Consider the following 15,898-nt stretch of genomic DNA (forward strand, 5'->3'; position numbering starts at 1 on the left):
AGTCCTAGGGAGCTGTTGAACCCCCGTACACCGTGTCCTGTTGGTCCTTGATGACCGATCCGTCCGCGCGGCGTACGGGGGCCTTCGCGCCGTCCCGTGCGGTGTAGCCGGTGGTGGCGCAGGGGTAGGGCGCGGACTGCTTGCCCTTGGGCTCGATGAACATGGGGTTGATCAGCCAGCGCCGGTCGCCGTTGTCGTAGGCGCGGCACATCAGCTCGGTCTTGTTGCGGTTCAGGACGAGCCTGAGGCCGGTGGCGTCGCGCAGGAAGGACACGTCGGTGTCGGAGTCGCCGGCGGCGAACACCTGGCGCTTAGCGGCCGGTTGGACCTGCTCGGCGGCCTTGCCGCGCACGCCGAGGATCCGCTCGTTGATGGCGCAGCGCTTGCCGTCGATGTACGTGATCATCGAGTCGGCGCCGTCCTTGACGGAGCCGCAGCCCTTGAGGCGGGCGGTGAGGCGTCCTTCGCGCTGGACGTTGCGGATGCCGATGGTGTGGCGGGCGTCGAGGCCGACGCCCTTGCCCCAGACCTCGGCGACCGGTTCGGGCGAGGCGGAGACGACGTACACGTCGAACCCGGCCTTCTTCAGGGTGCGGATGAGGTCGCGCTGCTGGTCGTAGTAGCGGGCCCAGCCGGTGACCTTGCCGGTGCCGACGGTCTGCTCGTACCCGATCGGCGCCTTGAGGTTGTCCTCGCGGGCGGCGGCCGCGAAGTCCTTGACGCGGGCGGTGCTCCAGCCGCGCAGGAGCTGGGCGAGCCAGGCGTACTGCGGCTCCATGCGGCGGTGGTCGAACCCGGCGAAGGCGTCCTTGCCGGTGGTGGTGGCGCCCTCGCCGTACACGGCGGCGATCTCGTCGGCGCAGGCCGCGTTCGTGCGCGTGGGCAGGGTGCGGCCGGTGGCCGGGCAGGCCTTCGCCAGGGCCTTGGCGGCGGGCGCGGTGAGGTAGCGGCTGGTGGTGCGCCAGTCGCCGCGCTCGGGGGTGCGTATCTTGCCGTGGCGCAGCATCCAGAACATGGTGGCGTCGCCGACGTCGTTCTTGATGACCGTGTTGTCCCAGTCGAACACGGCGAGGGGCTTGTGGCGCTTGTCGTAGCTGTCCCCGCAGCGGCCGTAGGCGTCGAGGAGCTCCTGGAGGCGGTCCTTGTTGTCGGCGTACCAGCCCTTGGAGACGGTGAGGGCGGGGCACTTCGCGGCGGCGGTCCCGTGCGCGGCCCGCGTGGTCGGGGCGGCCTGGGCGGTGGCGGTGAGGCCGGTCCCGGCGAGGGCGATGGCGGCGGCCGCTGCGGCCACGGGGCGCTTGATCTTCATGAACACGGTGCCTGTCTACGCAGGTCAGCCGGGCGCCTCACGACGCCCGGCTGACGGGTGGGTGGCCTCGGGGTGAACTACTGGGGCGTGACGTACGCCCCGGAGATGCCGCCGTCGACGAGGAAGTCCGTGGCGTTCACGAACGCGGAGTCGTCGCTGGCGAGGAAGGCGACCGCGGCGGCGATCTCCTCGGCCTCGGCGAAGCGGCCCACGGGGATGTGCACCAGGCGGCGCGCGGCGCGCTCGGGGTCCTTGGCGAACAGCTCCTGGAGCAGCGGGGTGTTCACCGGGCCCGGGCACAGCGCGTTCACGCGGATGCCCTCGCGGGCGAACTGCACGCCCAGCTCGCGGGACATCGCGAGCACGCCGCCCTTGGACGCGGTGTAGGAGATCTGCGAGGTGGCGGCGCCCATGCGGGCCACGAAGGAGGCGGTGTTGATGATGGAGCCCTTGCCCTGGCGCCGCATGTAGGGGATGGCGGCCTTGCAGCACAGGTACACGGAGGTGAGGTTGACCTCCTGGACGCGCTTCCAGGCCTCAAGACCGGTGTCCAGGATGGAGTCGTCGTCGGGCGGCGAGATGCCCGCGTTGTTGAAGGCGATGTCGACGGAGCCGTAGGTGTCGTACGCCGTCTTGAACAGCGCCTCGACCTGCTCGGCGTCGGTGACGTCGACCTTCACATACGTCCCGCCGACTGCCTCGGCGGCCTTCTTGCCCGCGGTGTCGTCGATGTCGCCGCACACCACGTTCGCGCCCTCGGAGGCGAGGCGGCGGGCGGTGGCGAGGCCGATGCCGCTGCCCGCGCCGGTGATGACGGCGGTGCGGCCGACGAGGCGGCGGCAGATGTTTTCCTGAGCCTGGGTCACTGGGCGGGCCCTTCCGTGCTGATGAAGACGTTCTTGGTTTCGGTGAAGGCGGCGAGCGCGTCCGGGCCGAGCTCGCGGCCGAGGCCGGACTGCTTGTAGCCCCCGAAGGGGGTCCAATAGCGCACGCTGGAGTGCGAGTTGACGGACAGGTTGCCCGCCCTGACGGCCGCGGAGACGCGCAGGGCGCGGCCCACGTCGCGGGTCCAGATCGAGCCGGACAGGCCGTACTCGGTGGCGTTGGCGAGCCGGACGGCGTCGGCCTCGTCCTCGAACGGCAGCACGACCGCGACCGGCCCGAAGACCTCCTCGACGGCGACCGGCGACGTGGGCCCGGCGTCGGTGAGGACGGTCGGCGGGAACCAGAAGCCCGGCCCCTCGGGGGCGCTGCCGTGGATGCCGGAGCCCGCGGGTACGTAGGAGCGCACCCGGTCCAGCTGGGCCCGGGAGATCAGCGGGCCCATCTGCGTCTTCTCGTCGGCCGGGTCGCCGACGACGTACGACTCGATCAGGGGCGTGAGCACCTCGACGAAGCGGTCGTAGACGGAGCGCTGCACGAGGACGCGGGTGCGGGCGCAGCAGTCCTGGCCGGAGTTGTCGAGGAAGGAGCCGGGCGCGGCGAGGGCGGCGGCCTCCACGTCGGCGTCGGCGAAGACGATGTTCGGGCTCTTGCCGCCGAGTTCGAGGGTCAGGCGCTTCACGCGGTCGGCGCACTTGGCCATGATCTGCTTGCCGACGCGGGTGGAGCCGGTGAACACGATCTTGGCGACGTCGGGGTGCTCGACGAGCGCGTTCCCGGCGACGGCGCCCTCGCCGGGAAGGACCTGGAACAGGCCCTCGGGAAGGCCCGCCTCCAGGGCGAGTTCGGCCAGGCGCAGGGCGGTCAGCGGGGTGGTCTCGGCGGGCTTGAGGACGACCGCGTTGCCCGCCGCGAGGGCCGGGGCGGTGCCCCAGGCGGCGATGGGCATCGGGAAGTTCCAGGGCGCGATGACGCCGATGACGCCGAGGGGTTCAAGGACCGTGACGTTCAGGCCGCCGGGCACCGGGATCTGGCGGCCGTTCAGGCGCTCGACGCCGCCCGCCGCGTAGTCGAACAGGTCGCGGGCGTTGCCCGCCTCCCAGCGCGCGTTGCCGATGACGTGTCCGGCCTCGCGCACCTCCAGCTGGGCGAGCTCCTCGAGGTGGCCGTCGATGACGGCGGCGAAGCGGCGCAGCAGGCGGGCCCGGTCGGCGGGGGCGACCGCGGCCCACTTGGCCTGTGCGGCGAGCGCCCGCGCGACGGCCGCGTCGACGTCGGCCGCGGTGGCGGCGGGGACGGTGGCGACGACGTCCTCCGTCGCCGGGTTCAGCACCTGAAGCGACTGAGGCGACTGGAGTGACTGGAGTGATTCGGGCAAGGCGTGCCTCACATGCGTTCGAAGGAGCGGCGGAGCTCCCAGTCGGTCACCGCGGAGTCGAAGGCGTCCAGCTCGACCCGCGCCATGTTGCGGTAGTGCGCCACGGCCTCGTCGCCGAACGCGGCCTTGGCGATGGGGCTGTTCTCCCACAGCTCGGCGGCCTCGCGCAGCGTCGTCGGGACGTGTTCGTAGTCGGCGGTGTAGGCGTTGCCCGCGCACGCCTCGGGCAGCTCAAGCTTCTGCTCGATGCCGTGCAGGCCCGCCGCGATGAGGCCCGCGACCGCCAGGTACGGGTTGACGTCCCCGCCGGGGAGGCGGTTCTCGAAGCGCATCGAGGGGCCGTGGCCGACCACGCGCAGGGAGCAGGTGCGGTTGTCGTACCCCCAGGCGGCGGCGGTGGGGGCGAAGGAGCCGGGCTGGAAGCGCTTGTACGAGTTGATGTTCGGCGCGTACAGGAGGCTGAAGTCGCGCAGCGCGGCCAGCTGGCCCGCGAGGAAGTGCCGCATGACGGGCGACATGCCCCCCGGCCCGTCCCCGGCCATGACGTTGGCGCCGTCGGCGTCCTGGAGCGAGAGGTGGATGTGGCAGGAGTTGCCCTCGCGCTCGTTGTACTTCGCCATGAAGGTGATCGACACGCCTTCCTGCGCGGCGATCTCCTTGGCTCCGGTCTTGTAGAGGGCGTGCTGGTCGCAGGTGACGAGGGCCTCGTCGTAGCGGAACACGATCTCGTGCTGGCCAGGGTTGCACTCGCCCTTGGCGGACTCCACGGTCAGGCCCGCGCCCGCCATCTCGTTGCGGATGCGGCGTAGCAGCGGCTCGATGCGGCCGGTGCCGAGGATGGAGTAGTCGATGTTGTACTGGTTCGCCGGGGTGAGGCCCCGGTAGTCCGCGTCCCAGGCCTGCTCGTAGGTGTCCTTGAAGACGATGAACTCGAGCTCCGTGCCGACGTGCGCGGTGTAGCCGTACTCGGCGAGCCGCTCCAGCTGGCGGCGCAGGATCTGGCGCGGCGCGGCGGTGACGGGCGAGCCGTCGTTCCAGGCGAGGTCCGCGACGAGCAGCGCGGTGCCCTCGTGCCAGGGCAGGCGGCGCAGGGTGGTGAGGTCGGGGCGCATGGCGAAGTCGCCGTAGCCGCGCTCCCAGGAGGACATGGCGTATCCGTCGACGGTGTTCATCTCCGTGTCGACGGCCAGGAGGTAGTTGCAGCCCTCCGTGCCGTGCTCCAGGACGTCGTCGAGGAAGAACGGGGCGGCGAACCGCTTGCCCTGGAGCCGCCCTTGCATATCGGGGAAGGCCAGGACGACAGTGTCGATCTCTCCGCTCGCCACGAGGGCACGCAGCTCCTCGACGCCGAGCGGGGGTGTGCGGTCTGCCACGGGAAAAGCCTCCTTGGGTCAGCCGAGTGGCCATAAGGTATGGCCAGGAACCATTGCTTGGGAAGGGGGTACGGGCAGATGTCCCACGTGCGGGGCGAGGACCGCCTCAATCAGGTGCTGCGACCGGTCCGGGCGGGCAACGGCTTCGAGGAGGCCCTCGAACAGATCCTCCAGGTCCTCCACCTCGGCCTGGTGCGCAGCGGCGAACGGCTGCCCGCCGAGCGCGAGTTGGCCGACCAGCTCGGCATCAGCCGGGTCACTTTGCGCGAGGTCCTGAAGGTGCTCCAGGACCAGGGCCTGGTGGAGTCACGGCGCGGCCGCTACGGCGGCACGTTCGTGCGCCCGCGCGCCGAGGCGCCGGGCGAGGACGAGCTGCGCCGCCGCGTCACGGACGTGGACGTGGAGGACGCGCTGCGCTTCCGCGAGGTCCTTGAGGTGGGGGCGGCGGGCCTGTGCGCGGCGCACGGGCTCACCGGGGAGCAGGCCGCGCGGCTGCGCGCCGCGCTCGCCCGCACGCACGACGCGCCGCTGGCCGAGTACCGCCGCCTGGACACGCTGCTGCACCTGACGATCGCCGAGCTCTCCGGCTCGCCCACGCTCACCGCGCAGTACGCGGCGGTCCGCGCCACCGTCAACGACCTGCTCGACTGCATCCCGCTGCTCGTGCGCAACCTGGAGCACTCCCAGCGCCAGCACACCGCCCTGGTGGAGGCCGTGCTCGACGGCGACGCGGACGGGGCGCGGGAGATGATGCGCGAGCACTGCGCGGGCACCGCGTCGCTGCTGCGGGGGTTTTTGGCCTGAGCCCTCGCCCTGCGGGGGGCTTGCGGGCGGCGTGCGGGCGGCTCGCCAGGCGGCTCGCGGGCGGCACGGTTAACCAGCACGTTACGCACGGGTCTTGCTTTCTGCCCGCCCGCACCGCGAGGGTATGCCTCCACACCGCAAAGGTATGCCCCCACTCCATTGAACGCCCGCAGGGAGCCCCGCCATGACGCTGGAGTCCGCAGAGCCGTCGAAGGCACGCGCCGACGACGAAGGCGACGACTATCTGAAGCGGCGCGCCCTGCGCCGCGGCAACGCCGGCTGGGTCCTGCTCACCGGCCTCGGCGTCGCCTACGTCGTCTCCGGCGACTACTCGGGCTGGAACTCGGGCCTGAAGGAGGGCGGCTTCGGCGGCCTGGCCATCGCCATGGTGCTGATGGGCCTGATGTACACGTGCATGGTGTTCGCGCTCGCCGAGCTGTCGTCCATCCTGCCGACGGCGGGCGGCGGCTACGGCTTCGCACGGCGCGCGCTCGGCCCCTGGGGCGGCTTCCTCACCGGCACGGCGATCCTCATCGAGTACGTGCTCGCGCCCGCCGCCATCTCCATCTTCATCGGCGACTACGTCGAGTCCCTCGGCCTGTTCGGCCTGGAGTCGGGCTGGCCGGTCTACCTCGCCTGCTTCGTGATCTTCATCGGGATCCACCTCTGGGGCGTCGGCGAGGCGCTGCGGTTCAGCTTCGTCGTCACGGGCATCGCGGTGGCCGCGCTCCTGGTGTTCGCGGTGGGCGCCTTCATGGACTTCGACGGCTCCAAGCTGAACGACATCCCCGTGGACCACGACGCGTTCGGCGCCAACTCCTGGCTGCCGCTCGGCATCCTGGGCATCTGGGCGGCGTTCCCCTTCGGCATGTGGTTCTTCCTCGGTGTGGAGGGCGTGCCGCTCGCGGCCGAGGAGACCAAGGACCCGGCGCGCACCCTGCCGCGGGCCATCCGCTGGTCGATGCTCATCCTGGTGGCGCTCGCGCTCCTCACCTTCTTCGCCTCGGCGGGCGCCCGCGGCTCCGCGGCGATCCAGTCGACCGGCAATCCGCTGGTGGACGCGCTGCAGCCGGACGGCGAGCGGACGGGTCTGAGCCGCGTCATCAACTACGCGGGCCTCGCGGGCCTGGTGGCGTCGTTCTTCTCACTGATCTACGCGGGCTCTCGCCAGCTCTTCGCCCTGTCCCGGGCGGGCTACCTGCCCCGCTTCCTGTCCCTGACGAGCAGCCGCAAGGCGCCCTACCTCGGGCTGCTCGTGCCGGGCGCGATCGGCTTCTCACTGGCCGCCGCGACCGGCGACGGGGCGCGCATGCTGAACGTCGCCGTCTTCGGCGCCACCATCTCGTACGCCCTGATGTCGCTCTCCCACATCGTGCTGCGCCGCCGCGAGCCCGGCCTCGAACGGCCCTACCGCACCCCCGGCGGCATCCTGACCTCATCGGTGGCGCTCGTCCTCGCCTGCGCGGCGCTGGTCGCGACGTTCCTGGTGGACGTCACGGCGGCGTTCATCGCGCTCGGCGTGTACGGGGTGGCGGTGGCGTACTTCGGCCTGTACAGCCGCAAGCACCTGGTGGCGCGGGCGCCCGAGGAGGAGTTCGCGGCGCTCGCCGCGGCAGAGGCCGAGCTGGACCGGAACTAACGTGGAAGCACAAGGGAGTCCAAGGTGAACGGGAACGTCAAGCGGCCGCTGATCGGCGTGAGCACCTATCTGGAGGCCGAGGCGCGCTGGGGCGTGTGGACACTGCCCGCGGCGCTGCTGCCCGCCGGGTACCCGCGCCTGGTGCAGGCGGCGGGCGGCCTCGCCTCGATGCTGCCGCCGGACGACCCCGCGCACGCGGCGGACGTCGTCGCCCGCCTGGACGGCGTCGTCGTCGCGGGCGGCCCGGACGTGGCACCGGAGCGCTACGGCGCGGCGCGCGAGGAGCGCACGGGCCCGCCCGCCGAGGCGCGCGACGCCTGGGAGCTCGCCCTGATCCACGCGGCCCTGGAGTCGGGCACGCCGCTGCTCGGGATCTGCCGCGGCATGCAGCTCCTCAACGTCGCCCTGGGCGGCACGCTGATCCAGCACCTGGACGGCCACGCCGCCGCGCCCGGCGTCTTCAGCACCCACACGGTGAAGCCGGTGCCCGGCACCCGCTACGCCGCCGCCGTGCCCGACGCGGCCACGGACGTCCCCACGTACCACCACCAGGCGGTGGACCGCGTCGGCCGGGGCCTTCTCCCCTGCGCCCACGCCGAGGACGGCACCGTCGAGGCGCTCGAACTGCCGGGCCCCGCCTGGGTCCTGGGCGTGCAGTGGCATCCTGAGGCGGGTACGGACAGCCGGGTGATGGAGGCGCTGGTGGCAGCCGCGCGCGGCTAGGGCCCTTCTGGTGGACCTCCGCGGCGTCGCGTCGCGGCTTCTCGCGCGGTTCCCCGCGCCCTTACGAGGCGCCCCCTCGCGTCAGCCCCAGCAACTCCCGCGCCGGGCCCGTCGGCACATGCCCCGTGGGCCACACGGCCCGCAGCTCCCTGCGCAGGCTCGCGCCCTCCACCGGCACCCGCACCAGGCGGCGGGCCGCGAGCTCCTCCCCCACCGCGAGCTCGCTGAGCACGGCGGGGCCCGCGCCGCTCACCGCCGCGGACTTCACCGCGGTCGTGGACGACAGCTCCATGAGCGGCGCCGCGAGCCCGCCGAGGGCGGCGTCGAGGACCTGCCGGGTGCCGGAGCCCTCCTCGCGCAGGATCAGCGCGGTGGCGGCGAGCTCCGCCGCCGCGAGCGGCGCGCGCCGCCGCGCCCAGGGGTGCCCCGGCGCCGCCACCACGATCAGCCGGTCGTGCCCGACCACGGCCGCGTCCAGGCCCGGCGGCACCCGCAGGCCCTCCACGAACCCCAGGTCGGCGTCCCCGGCGAGGAGCCGCCCCGCGACGTCGGCGGAGTTGCCCGCGAGCAGCGAGACCGCCGTGTCCGGCCGCTGGGCCCTGAGCGCGATCAGCCAGCCGGGCAGCAGGTACTCGGCGATGGTCATGCTGGCCGCGACCCGCAGCCGCGAGTCCCTGCGGCCCCGCAGCGCCTGCGCGCCCGCGTCGAAGGCCTCCGCCGCCTCCACGATCCGGCGCGCCCAGTCGGTGACGAGGGCGCCCGCCTCCGTCAGGCGCGAGCCGCGCGGCGAGCGGTCCACCAGGGCCACGCCCAGCTGCCGCTCCATGGAGCGGACGCGGCCGCTCGCGGCGGGCTGGGTGATGCCGAGCTCGCGGGCCGCCCGGCCGAGGCTGCCCAGGCGCGCCACGGCGAGGAGCAGCTCAAGGGCCGCGAGGTCGGGCACCCGGTGCGCGAGCGGCGCCCCGGTCGGCGGGGCCCCGGCAGAGGGCGTACCGGGCGGTGGCGCTGCGGGGGTCATAACGTCAGGTTATGCCCCCATAGCCCGGAGCTCCCTGGTGGGCCCGGCGCGCGCGGCGCACCGTGGAGTCATGGTCATCGCAGCACACCGTCACCACGGCGCACCCCCGCGCCCCGCTCTCGCCGCCGTCCGTCACCTCGGGCCCAACTGGTACGCGTCCGTCATGGGCACCGCGATCGTCGCCAACGCGGGCGTGACGCTGCCGTACGACATACCGGGCCTGCGCACGGCCTGCGCCGTGGTGTGGGCCCTTTCCCTGCTGATGCTGACCGCCCTGCTGCTGGCCCGCGGGGCGCACTGGCTGCACCACCGCGACCAGGCCCGCGCCCATCTCCTCGACCCGGCCATGGCGCCGTTCTACGGCTGTCTGTCGATGGCCCTGCTCGCGGTCGGCGCCGCCACCGTGCTCGTGGGCCGGGACTGGATCGGTCTCGACGCGGCCGTCGCGCTCGACGCCGTGCTGTTCACCGCGGGCACCGCGATCGGCCTCGCGGCGGCCGTCGCGATCCCGTACCTGATGGTGGTCCGGCACAAGATCACGGCCGACCAGGCCTCACCGGTGTGGCTGCTGCCCGTCGTGGCGCCCATGGTCGCCGCGGCCGTCGGCCCGCTGCTCGTACCGCACCTGCCGTCCGGACAGGCCCAGCGGACCCTGCTCTACGCCTGCTTCGCGATGTTCGGGATCAGTCTGCTCGCCACCCTGGTGATGCTGCCGCTGATCTTCGCCCGCCTGGTGACGGGACCGCCGCTGCCCCTCGCGCTCACCCCCACCGTGTTCCTGGTCCTCGGCCCGCTCGGGCAGTCCACGACCGCCGCCAACAAGTTCGCCGACGTGGCCCAGGGCGTGCTGCCCGCCCCCTACGACCAGGGCTTCGCCGTCTTCGCCGTGCTCTACGGCGTGCCCGTGCTCGGCTTCGCCCTGATGTGGCTGGCGCTCGCGACGGCGATGGTGGTGCGCGCCCGGCGCGCGGGCATGGGCTTCGCGATGACCTGGTGGGCGTTCACCTTCCCCGTCGGCACCTGCGTCACGGGCGCCGAGGGCCTGGCCGCCCACACCGGCCTCACCGCCTACGCCTGGCTGGCCGCGGCCCTCTTCGCCGTCCTCGTCACCGCCTGGTCGGTGGCCCTGATCCACACGGCCCGGGGCCTGCTCAGCGGACGGCTGCTCGCAGCGCCCCGCTGAGCACCCCAGGCGCCTCGCCCAGCGAAGGCCCGTACCAGGTGAGGTGGCGGCCGCTGACGAGGGCGGCGGGCAGGGCCGGGAAGGCCTCGGGGCCGTCATCGCGGGTGAAGCGGTAGGGCTCGTCCGGCAGGACCACCAGGTCGAGGGCGGCGGCGCGCAGGTCGTCGAGGGGCACGCGGGGGTAGCGCTCGGCGTGCCCCGCGTACGCGTTGTCGACGCCGAGGCGCCGCAGCAGGTCCCCCGCGAACGTGTCCCGGCCGAGCACCATCCAGGGCTTGCGCCAGACGGGGACCGCCGCCCGGAGCCGGACGGGCAAGGCCGCCGGGTCGCGCCAGGCGTCCTCGGCCCGCGCGAGCCAGGGCGGCCGGGCGGGCCCGCCGCACGCGACGAGCACCCGGGACAGCTCACGGAAGGCCTGCTCCAGGCCGCGCACCTCGGTGACCAGGACGTTCAGGCCCGCGGCGCGCAGGGCCACGAGGTCGGGCGCGCGGTTCTCCTCCTCGTTGGCGAGCACCAGGTCCGGGGCGAGCGCCACGATCGCGGGCACGTCCGGGTTCTTGGTGCCGCCGACGCGGGCCACCTCCAGGTCACCGGGGTGGCTGCACCAGTCGGTGGCGCCGACCAGGGCGCCCGGCACCGTCTCGGCGACCGCCTCGGTCAGCGACGGCACCAGGGAGACCACCCGGACGGGAGGCATCTAGCGCCGCCTCGCGTCCGTGGCCTCGATGTGGTCGCCCACGGCGACGACGAGGACCCGGGCGTCGGCGGCCGTGGCCCGCCAGCGGTGGCGCACCCCGCCGGTCAGATACAGGCTGTCGCCGCGCCCGAGGCGATAGGCGCGGCCCTCGGCCTCGACCTCGACGGCGCCGCCGATGACGTACATCAGCTCGTCGTTGCGGTGCTGGAACTCGCGGCCCTCGTCGTGGTCGCCGACGTATTCGAAGGCGTGCAGCTGGTGGTGGCCGCGGACCAGGTCCCGCACGTGCGTCTCGGGGGTGCCGCCCTCCAGGGCCACCTCGTCGTCGGCGCGGACCAGGTCGACCGTGCCGGTGGGGTCGGCGGCGGCGAGCAGTTCGACCGCGGTGGTGCCGAGCGCGTCGGCCACCCGCTCCAGGGAGCGCATGCTGGGCCGGGCCCGCTCGTTCTCGACCTGGCTCAGGAACGGCACCGAGAGGCCGCTGCGCCGCGCGACGACGGCGAGTGTGAGCTCAAGACGGCGGCGGCGCCGCCGTACGGCCGAGCCCACCCGGAGGTTTTCCTTGTGCTCGTCCATCGCCTCGGCTCCCTTCTTCACTTGCGCGCGTCATCACCCTGAAGGGTTTTCTGCACCCTACGCATGTTCGCCAAACGGTTTTACCCAGTTGGGCGGACCCGGCACGGAAGCCGAGGCGCGCGCCGTCGCGGACGGGCCGCGCCGCGCGCTCGTCCCGTCAACGCACGACGGGCTGGATACGTGCCGTACCGGCGCGTATCCAGCCCGTCGTCAGCGCTCCCGCACGCGGGAGCCGAGAGTTCCGGTTACTGCGGAGCCATGCGGTCCGGAACCTCCGGGTGCTCCTTCAGCCACGCGGCGACGGCCTCTTCCTCCTGGCCCTTGCCGCGCTTCTTGATCTCGTTCTCCAGGCCCGCGAGCTCGGCTTCGCTCATCGTGAACTTCTTGAACCACTTCGTGAGCTGCGGGTACTGCCCGGGGAACTTCTTGCTGGTGATCGTGCGGATCGTGTCGCCCTTGCCGAAGGCGCCCTTGGGGTCCTTCAGCTTGGTCAGGCCGTACTCGCTGTACGCCCAGTGCGGCGACCAGAGGAGCACGGCGACCGGCTCCTTCTTGGCGTAGGCGCGCTTCAGCTCCGCGAGCATCGCGGGCGTCGAACCGCTGGCGATCTTGTACTCGTCCTTCAGGCCGTAGCCGGGCAGGACCTCGTCCTTGAGCTTCTGCATCACACCGGTGCCCGGCTCGATGCCGACGATCTTGCCGCCGAAGGTGTCGCCCTTGCCCTTCAGGTCCGCCAGGGACTTCACGTCCTTCACGTACGACGGCACGGCGACCTCAAGGGACGTCGGGCTGTACCAGGTGCCCAGGTCGACGAGGTTGTCCTTGTGCTTGTCCCAGTAGTTCTTCTGCGTACTGGGCAGCCAGGCGTCGAAGTTCACATCGATGTCGCCCTGCGCGAGGCCGGTGTAGACCGGTCCCACGTCGGACTGCGACAGCTTCATCTTGTAGCCGCGCCGCTCCAGGACGTTCTTCCACAGGTAGGTGACGGCGACGTCCTCGTCCCAGGGGAACCAGGCGACGTTCAGCGTCCGCTTCGCCTCGGCCGGGGCGGCCGTGACGGAGGAGGCGACCGGGGCCCACTTGTCGACGAGGCCCGGGTTCCGCTTCAGCCAGGAGCGCACGGCTTCCTGCTGGCGGCCCTTGCCCGCCTTGTTGATCTCCGCTTCGAGGCCGGTGAGCTGCCGCTCGGTCATCTTGAAGTTCTTCAGCCACTTCGCGACCTCGGGGTGGTCGCCGCCGAAGCCCTTGCGGGAGAGCGTGTGCACGCCGTCGCCCTCGCCCCAGGCACCCTTGGGGTCCTTGAGCTTCTTCAGGCCGAAGTCGCTGTACGCCCAGTGCGGCGACCAGAGGGTCACGACGATGGGCTGCTTCTTGGCGTACGCGCGCTTCAGCTCGGCGAGCATCGCGGGCGTGGAGCCGTCGACGACCTCGAAGTCCTTCTCCAGGCCGTACTCCTTGAGGACCTTGTCCTTGAGCAGCTTCATCATCCCGGCACTGGACTCAATGCCGATGATCTTGCCCTTGAAAGTGCCCTTCTTGGCCTTCAGGTCGTCCAGCGAGTCGACGTCCTTCATGTACGAGGGAACGGTCAGCTCCAGCGACGTCGGACCGAACCAGGAGCCGAGGTCCTCAAGGTCGTCGCCGTACTTCTTCCAGTACGAGGCGTGCGTCGTCGGCAGCCAGGAGTCCGTCTGGAAGTCGATGCCGCCCTGGGCGAGCGAGGTGTACAGCGGGCCCGCGTCGAGCTGCTTGGCGTTCACCTTGAAGCCGCGCTGCTCCAGGATCTCCTTCCAGAGGAAGGTGGAGGCGACGCCCTCGTCCCAGGGGATGTAGCCGACGTTCAGCTCCTTGCCGTGGCCGACGTTCTTGCCGTCCGCGGCGGTGGTCGTCTCGTCGTCCGAGCCGAAGACGCCCATGCCGCCCGCGACGAGCGCGAGGACGACGACGCCGATCACGGCGAAGGCCGGACGGGGCCGGTAGTTCCACAGGTTCAGGCCGCGCGCGGCGCGCGCCTTGGCGGCGGCGCGGCGGCCGAGCGGCGACACCTGGGTGCCGAGCGAGGCGGTCATGCGGTCCAGGTAGATCGCGAGGATCACGATGGAAACGCCGGACTCGGCGCCCAGACCCACGTCGAGCTGGCCGATGGACTCGTTCACGTCGGCGCCGAGGCCGCCGGTGCCGACCATGCCCGCGATGGCGGCCATGGACAGGCCCAGCATGATGACCTGGTTGACGCCCGCCATGATCGTCGGCAGGGCCAGCGGCAGCTGGACGCGGAAGAGGATGTTGCGGGGCGTCGTGCCGAACGCGTCGGCCGCCTCGACCAGTTCCTTGTCGACCTGGCGGATGCCGAGCTCGGTCATGCGGACGCCGGGCGCCAGGGCGAAGATCAGCGTCGCGACGATGCCCGCGGGGCCGCCCATGCCGAAGAACAGGATCGCCGGGATGAGGTAGATCATCGCCGGGAGCGTCTGCATCAGGTCGAGCACGGGCCGGATCACGGCGCTGACGCGGTGCGAGCGCGCCGCCCAGATGCCGAGCGGCACGGAGACCACGAGGGCGATGACCGTCGCCACGAGCACCAGGGACAGCGTCACCATCGCGTTGTCCCACAACTCCAGGGAGTCGATGAACGCGAAGCCCACGAAGGAGAGCACACCGGCGGTCAGGCCGCGCAGCCAGAAGGCGATGACGGCGAAGATGCCCGCGAGCAGCAGCGGCTCGGGCGCCTGGAGGACGTCGACGAGCCGGTCGTTCATGCCGCTGAGCACGGTCTCGATGAACTCGAACAGCCAGTCGAGGTGGGTGGTGAGCCAGTCGACCGCGTCGTTGACCCAGTCGCCGAGATGAATCCTAGGCACCGCTGCTCACCTTGCCCACGCTCTTGCCGCCGTCGTCCTGCGCGTCCCCGTCGGCCCTCTTGGCGTCCTGGGCCGGGATGACCTTCTTCTCCGTGGCCACCGCCGGGGCGTCGTCGGACGCCATCGGCTCGCCGAGCACGGCCAGGAGCCGGGCCCTGGGGACGACGCCGACGAGGGCGCCGTCCGCGCCGGTCACGGCGACGGCGACACCGCTGGTCGAGCACGGCGTGAACAGCTCGATGATCGGGGTGTCCTCGGTGACGGTCGCGGGGGCCGCCGCGAGGACGTCGGCCGCGGTACGCAGCTCCGTGCCGTCCGGCGTCGTCGTCCCGTACGCGGTGTCGGGGTCGGCCATGATGGCGCCGGCGGTCAGCACCCGGGCGCGGTCGACGTCCTGCGTGAACGCGGCGACGTAGTCGTTGGCCGGGGTGACCAGGATGTCCTCGGCGCTGCCGGTCTGGACGATGCGGCCGTCGCGCATGACGGCGATCTGGTCGCCGAGGCGCATGGCCTCGTTCAGATCGTGGGTGATGAAGACGATGGTCTTCTTCAGGCGCTTCTGGAGCTCCAGGAGCTGGTCCTGCATATCGCGGCGGATCAGCGGGTCGAGCGCGCTGAACGACTCGTCCATGAGCAGCAGGTCGGCGTCCGTGGCGAGCGCGCGGGCCAGGCCCACGCGCTGCTGCATGCCGCCGGACAGCTCGTCGGGCCAGGACTTCTCCCAGCCCTTGAGCCCGGCGAGCTCAAGGGCCTCGGTGGCCCGCTGCTCGCGCTCCGCGCGCGGGAGGCCCTGCACCTCGAGCCCGTAGGCGGCGTTCTCCAGGACACTGCGGTGCGGGAACAGCGCGAAGTGCTGGAAGACCATGCTGATCTTGCGGGAGCGGACCTCGCGCAGCTCGCGCGGGCTGAGCTTGGTCAGGTCCTGACCGTCGAAGAGCACCTGCCCGGCCGTCGGGTCCGAGAGCCCGTTGAGCATGCGCAGCAACGTGGACTTGCCGGATCCGGAGAGACCCATCACGACGAAGATCTGGCCTGGTTCGACGGTGAAGGACGCGTCGATCACCGCGGCGGTGGTTCCCTCGGCGCGCAGTTCCTCGCGGTCGGCTCCGTTGTGGAGCCGCTCCACCGCGTCGGCGGGTCGTCTGCCGAACACTTTGTACAGGTGCTCGGCTTGCAGCCTGGACACATACACCTCTCTGGTCGAACGAAGACGGCCCGCCTCCCCCGCCGGCGGGCCGTGGTGCGACGCGGGATGCTCCCGCTGCCCCGACCGGTTGACGTCAAGAAGTTGAAAACGCGACCGGGTCCGCTCCGCGTCGCGCCTGCCCCCGCCGCCGCGGGCCAAACCAGACGTGTCCCAGGTCACAGGGGTTGCCCCCTGTTGCCCGCCCCGCAGATCGCCGCTTCGCGGCTCGTCCTCAAACACCGGACGGGCTAGAACCTGCCGGTTTCAGC

At 72.1% G+C, this 15,898-nt stretch carries 13 protein-coding genes; 4 read left to right on the top strand and 9 right to left on the bottom strand.

Annotated elements, in window-relative coordinates; translation table 11 throughout:
- Positions 1–4: 4 nt before the first annotated feature.
- From AC07A4_RS24445 to AC07A4_RS24460, 4 genes are all read right to left on the bottom strand, one after another.
- Positions 5–1,309, bottom strand: coding sequence for an HAD family hydrolase (locus tag AC07A4_RS24445; protein ID WP_478602181.1), 1,305 nt, complete (start codon positions 1,307–1,309; stop codon positions 5–7).
- A 77-nt stretch (positions 1,310–1,386) separates the two neighbouring features.
- Positions 1,387–2,175 carry a 3-oxoacyl-ACP reductase gene (locus tag AC07A4_RS24450; protein ID WP_478602183.1) on the bottom strand — a complete coding sequence of 263 codons (789 nt, stop codon included), beginning with the start codon at positions 2,173–2,175 and terminating at the stop codon, positions 1,387–1,389.
- Entirely contained in the window at positions 2,172–3,569 is a 1,398-nt protein-coding gene (locus AC07A4_RS24455; protein WP_478602185.1) for an aldehyde dehydrogenase family protein, read from the bottom strand. The genes AC07A4_RS24450 and AC07A4_RS24455 overlap by 4 nt, the downstream gene beginning before the upstream one ends.
- A gap of 8 nt (positions 3,570–3,577) precedes the next feature.
- A complete protein-coding gene (locus AC07A4_RS24460) occupies positions 3,578–4,942 on the bottom strand; it encodes a glutamine synthetase family protein (protein WP_478602187.1) in 1,365 nt (454 codons plus the stop codon).
- Between the two features lie 78 nt (positions 4,943–5,020).
- On the opposite strand from AC07A4_RS24460, the gene AC07A4_RS24465 reads away from it, so the two are divergent.
- The 3 genes from AC07A4_RS24465 to AC07A4_RS24475 all read left to right on the top strand — a co-directional run bounded on the left by AC07A4_RS24465 (position 5,021) and on the right by AC07A4_RS24475 (position 8,108).
- Positions 5,021–5,746 (top strand): FadR/GntR family transcriptional regulator, encoded by a 726-nt coding sequence (locus AC07A4_RS24465; RefSeq protein WP_478602189.1) that lies wholly within the window; start codon positions 5,021–5,023, stop codon positions 5,744–5,746.
- A 184-nt stretch (positions 5,747–5,930) separates the two neighbouring features.
- Complete coding sequence (eat, locus tag AC07A4_RS24470; protein ID WP_478602191.1) at positions 5,931–7,385, top strand: ethanolamine permease; 1,455 nt, start codon at positions 5,931–5,933, stop codon at positions 7,383–7,385.
- Between the two features lie 24 nt (positions 7,386–7,409).
- Positions 7,410–8,108: a gamma-glutamyl-gamma-aminobutyrate hydrolase family protein gene (locus tag AC07A4_RS24475; protein WP_478602193.1), complete on the top strand. Its 699-nt coding sequence runs from the start codon at positions 7,410–7,412 to the stop codon at positions 8,106–8,108.
- A 61-nt stretch (positions 8,109–8,169) separates the two neighbouring features.
- On the opposite strand, the gene AC07A4_RS24480 is transcribed toward AC07A4_RS24475, so the two are convergent.
- Positions 8,170–9,126 carry a LysR family transcriptional regulator gene (locus AC07A4_RS24480; RefSeq protein ID WP_478602195.1) on the bottom strand — a complete coding sequence of 319 codons (957 nt, stop codon included), beginning with the start codon at positions 9,124–9,126 and terminating at the stop codon, positions 8,170–8,172.
- A gap of 70 nt (positions 9,127–9,196) precedes the next feature.
- Between AC07A4_RS24480 and AC07A4_RS24485 the strand changes: the two genes are divergently transcribed.
- A complete protein-coding gene (locus AC07A4_RS24485; protein WP_478602197.1) occupies positions 9,197–10,309 on the top strand; it encodes a TDT family transporter in 1,113 nt (370 codons plus the stop codon).
- Here the strand turns inward: AC07A4_RS24485 and AC07A4_RS24490 are convergent.
- From AC07A4_RS24490 to AC07A4_RS24505, 4 genes are all read right to left on the bottom strand, one after another.
- Complete coding sequence (locus tag AC07A4_RS24490) at positions 10,278–11,006, bottom strand: helical backbone metal receptor (RefSeq protein WP_478602198.1); 729 nt, start codon at positions 11,004–11,006, stop codon at positions 10,278–10,280. The genes AC07A4_RS24485 and AC07A4_RS24490 overlap by 32 nt on opposite strands.
- The gene (locus AC07A4_RS24495) at positions 11,007–11,582 is read right to left on the bottom strand and encodes a helix-turn-helix domain-containing protein (protein ID WP_478602200.1); all 576 of its coding nucleotides are present in this window, start codon (positions 11,580–11,582) and stop codon (positions 11,007–11,009) included. It lies immediately after the preceding gene.
- 245 nt (positions 11,583–11,827) lie between these two features.
- The gene (locus AC07A4_RS24500; protein ID WP_478602202.1) at positions 11,828–14,443 is read right to left on the bottom strand and encodes an ABC transporter permease/substrate binding protein; all 2,616 of its coding nucleotides are present in this window, start codon (positions 14,441–14,443) and stop codon (positions 11,828–11,830) included.
- Positions 14,436–15,629, bottom strand: coding sequence for a quaternary amine ABC transporter ATP-binding protein (locus tag AC07A4_RS24505; protein ID WP_478602204.1), 1,194 nt, complete (start codon positions 15,627–15,629; stop codon positions 14,436–14,438). Before AC07A4_RS24505 ends, AC07A4_RS24500 begins: the two co-directional genes overlap by 8 nt.
- Between the last annotated feature and the right edge of the window lie 269 nt (positions 15,630–15,898).

This window comes from Streptomyces sp. NPDC043996, from assembly GCF_056435225.1.